This window comes from Terrabacter sp. P5_B1, assembly GCF_056400505.1.
On the sequence record NZ_JBFULD010000372.1, the window covers coordinates 1 to 3806 of the forward strand.

The window sequence follows — 3806 nt, forward strand, 5'->3', positions numbered from 1 at the left end:
GCCCCGAAGCACTCGTCGGCCACCGTGGGGTCCGACTGTCCGGAGGGCAGGTGCAGCGTCTGGCCCTGGCCCGGGCGCTCGCCTGCGAGGCGGACCTGCTGCTGGCCGACGACGTGTCCTCGGCGCTCGATGCCGCCACCGAGATCGAGCTCTGGGCTGCACTGCGCTCCGGTGGGGCGACCGTCATCGGCGCAACGAGCAAGGCGGCCGCGCTGGCACAGGCCGACCGCGTCGTCGTCCTCGAGCGGGGCCGGGTCGTCGCTACCGCTCGGTGGTGCGAGCTCTCCCTGAGATGGGCCCACCTCGCCGGGTGACGAGAGCGGGCCAGGGGACCCGGTCCAGGCGACCTCGCGACCTGTGGAATGGAGTGCCGCCGAGGGTGGGATCCCACCCTTCCACGGCCTACGCTGGAGCATTGATCCGATCTGGCTCCGAGGTTGAGGAGGAGCGATCTGATGGCTGCGCGGTCCTCTGATGACGAACGCCAGTGGGCGGCCGAGAAACGCGACTTCGTCGGTGACCGTCGTGATGCGCTGGCCGACGACCGGGACCTGGTTGCGGACCTGCGAGACCTGGTGGCCGACGCGCGAGAACACGCCCTGGCCGAGCGGGAACGGGAGCTGGTGGCCCGGGAGGCGCAGCTCGGCCCGCCCCGCGGCGGCGAAGGAGCAGCGCAGCAGGCCGAGGCGCTCGCTGCTCGGGACCAGGGGCGACAGGAGCGTGAGCAGTCGGCGGCCGACCGCGTCGACGCCACCAGGGCCCGCGATGAGGCGACCCAGCGGCGGGTGGAGGCCACGCCGAGCACGCACCTGGCATCGACGTTCGCCGCCATTGCCGAGAACCTGTTCGCTGCGGAGTCCTACGACGCTGTCCTCCAGCGCATCGCTGAGGCTGCGGTGAGCACCGTCGCAGAATGCGAGATGGCAAGCGTCACAGTCAGAGAGGACGGGGTGTATCGGACGGCCTCGACCACGCACGTGGCGGCGTCAGCTGTCGACGACGCCCAGTACGAGGCTCGAGAGGGCCCGTGCCTCGACGCCGTAGACACCACCCTCGTCTATGCCAAGTCGTTCCCCGACAACCGCTGGCGCACGCTCGCGTCCCGTCCGGTCGACTTCGGCGCCCAGTCCGTCGCCTCCTACCGCCTGGCGGCCATGGGACCTGCCAGCGTCGGTCCTGAAGGCTCGCTGAACACGTATGGCCGGCAGCCTGATGCGTTCAGCGACGAGGCGCAGCAGATCGGGCTCATCCTGGCCGCACACGCCTCGATGGCCGCTGGAGCCGTCCGCGAACGGGGTGCCCTGCAGGACGTGGCGGACAACCTGCACAAGGCCCTGTTGACCCGCGATGTCATCGGCCAGGCCAAGGGGATCCTGATGGAACGGCTCCACCTCACCCCGGAGGCCGCCTTCAACGTCTTGCGGCACGCCTCGAGTGCGCTGGAGGAGAAGCTCCACACCGTGGCCCTCGAGCTGGCCGAGACCGGCGACCTCAAGGCCCCCAGAGATTCCTGAACCTACGGTCGGGGGGCGCGGCGGAGGTCGACGTCGGCGGGCGTCGACGCACCCAGGACCTCGGTGAGGCTCGCGTGCACCAGTCGTGCGGCGGCCGCTCCGTCGCTGAAGGTGCGGCTGAACTCCGGCTGCCTGCCATGGCGCTCCCAGCCGAGGGCCGCCAGAGCAGCCTGCTGGTCGCGGCTCAGGTCGGTCACGCCCTCGAACTGCGTGTCGCCGATGCACTCGAGCGCGAGCACGCCCTCAATCCGGCGCGCCTGCACGAAGACATCGGGCACGTGGGTGGGCCCGACCGGTCGGGCGCCCGACCATGGCCATCCTCGCGGAGCCCGCGTGGCGGCATACGCACTCGAGGCGTGCGACGGCACGTGGACGGTGAAGGTCAGCCAGTCGTCCTCCTCGAGAGCTGCGAGGTCGGCCGCGATGCGCGCGGTCCACCCCTCCCACGTCTCGTCCAGCGGTCCGTCGGTCATGCCGAGGCCTCCGGGACCTCCACCACCGCCGTCTCCATCAGGGCGCGCAGGTGGGCCGGGATCGGGGTGGGCCGCCGAGTCGCGGCGTCGATCTCGACGTGCACCCAGTGCCCGAGGGCCTTGATCGCGGGGTCGGGCGCGGCGGTGCGCTCCGGGTCGGGGAAGAGCCCGAGCTGGTAGGTGACGCTGCTCGTGCCGAGTCGCGCCACCCGGATCCCGACGACGAGGGGCGCCGGGAAGGCGACCTCGGCGTAGAAGGCGCACGACGACTCCGCGACGACGCCCTGCGTCGCGTCGGTCATCGGGTCGATGGTCACGTGCTCGGCCTGCCAGCCGTTGATCGCCGAGTCGAAGAGCTCGTAGTAGACGGCGTTGTTGAGGTGGCCGTACATGTCGTTGTCGGACCACCGGGTCGTGACGGCGCGGTGGACCGGGAAGTCGGCGAGCGTCAGCTCACGAGGATCAGGCGTGCTCGGCATGCGCCCATCCTGCCCGACGGCGTATGCCGGGTCGGGACGACGCTGTGGACGAACCCCCGACGCTGTCGGCGGGCGAACGTACAGTTCTCGGGTGGCATGGAGCGTGGGTCGGGCGACGTGGGTGGCTGACGTCACCGACCCCGACATCGCCCAGCAGGTCGGCACCCGCACCTTCGACCGCGGGCAGGCATATGCCGTCGAGCGCCGAGTGCGCTCCCTGGCCACACGCCCCGACGGCATGATGCTGCTCGGCACGATCGAGGGCAGCGGGAGCGAGACCTACCAGACGATCATCGAGGCGCGTCCCCACCCGAAGGGGCGATCGCACCTCTGGAGCGGCCGGTGCAGCTGCCCGGTCGGCGCCGACTGCAAGCACGTGGTGGCCCTCATGCTGACCGCGCGGGACGTCGCCCAGGGACGGGTCGTCGAGCCCCAGGCCGGTGTCGACCGCGACGGGAGTGACGCGCCCGTCCTCGAGTCGGCACCCCTCGTCGTGCCCCCGCACTGGTCCGACGTCTTCGGTCACCTGCGGCCCCGGGCCGTCGAGCCGGCGCCCGTCGCCGAGCGTCCCGAGCCACGCGGCGACCTCATGCCGGCGGGCCTCTTCGTCGACACCGTCTACCGCGACCAGCGCGGCCGCCGCGGTGTGCCCGAGCTCAGCTACGGCCTGCGCCCGACCCGGTGGACACGTGCGGGTATGTGGCACCGCACCCTCTCGTGGCACGACGCCCTGCCCCAGTGGCGCCCGGGCATCCGGTTCCTGCCCGAGCACGAGCGGATCATGGGACGCCTCCACGACGTCGCCCGGCGCGGGTCGGGCGGCACGACGTACTTCTCCGCGACGCCCCCGCTCTCGCTTGACGCGAGTCCTGACGTGTGGCCGCTCCTGCGGGAGGCCCGGGCGGCCGGCATCGAGGTGATGCCCGGGGAGGGCGTCACCGGGCCGGTCCACGTCGTCGACGACGCGGCCTCGCTCGTGCTGCTCGTCAAGCGCGCGGCCGACGGCAGCGGCGACCTCGACCTCGACGTCGAGATCGAGGGCCTGCCACCGGACGCCACCGGTGAGCAGCTCTACCTCGGTGACCCCGTGCACGCCGTGGCGGTCGAGGGCGACGACGGCTCGCTGACGTTCGTGCCCCTCGAGCAGGAGCTCGACCTCGGCCCCGACGCGCTCGCGTCCGCGCTCGCCGGGCTGCGGGTCCCGGCCGACGAGCGCGGCCGCTTCCTCCGGTCCGTCGTGCCGGGCCTGCGGCAGCGGCTCCGCGTCCGGTCCGAGGTGCCGCTGCCGGCGCCCGAGCCGGCCGAGGACGTCCGGGCGGAGGTCGTCACGGTCCATGTCC

5 protein-coding genes are annotated in these 3806 nt (G+C 72.5%); 3 read left to right on the plus strand and 2 right to left on the minus strand.

Features of this window, described 5'->3' with window-relative positions; all coding sequences use genetic code 11:
* Both AC1DP0_RS19365 and AC1DP0_RS19370 read left to right on the plus strand, forming a co-directional pair.
* Nucleotides 1–314, plus strand: a 314-nt coding sequence (locus AC1DP0_RS19365) for an ATP-binding cassette domain-containing protein (protein WP_478087675.1), incomplete at its 5' end; no start/stop codon positions are given.
* Between the two features lie 141 nt (nucleotides 315–455).
* A complete protein-coding gene (locus AC1DP0_RS19370) occupies nucleotides 456–1514 on the plus strand; it encodes an ANTAR domain-containing protein (RefSeq protein ID WP_478087677.1) in 1059 nt (352 codons plus the stop codon).
* A gap of 2 nt (nucleotides 1515–1516) precedes the next feature.
* Here the strand turns inward: AC1DP0_RS19370 and AC1DP0_RS19375 are convergent, their stop codons facing one another.
* Entirely contained in the window at nucleotides 1517–1987 is a 471-nt protein-coding gene (locus tag AC1DP0_RS19375) for a TY-Chap domain-containing protein (RefSeq protein ID WP_478087679.1), read from the minus strand.
* A complete protein-coding gene (locus AC1DP0_RS19380; protein WP_478087681.1) occupies nucleotides 1984–2466 on the minus strand; it encodes an acyl-CoA thioesterase in 483 nt (160 codons plus the stop codon). Before AC1DP0_RS19380 ends, AC1DP0_RS19375 begins: the two co-directional genes overlap by 4 nt.
* Before the next feature lie 91 nt (nucleotides 2467–2557).
* Here AC1DP0_RS19380 and AC1DP0_RS19385 point away from each other — a divergent pair.
* The coding region (locus AC1DP0_RS19385; protein ID WP_478087683.1) for an SWIM zinc finger family protein at nucleotides 2558–3806 on the plus strand (1249 nt) is incomplete at its 3' end.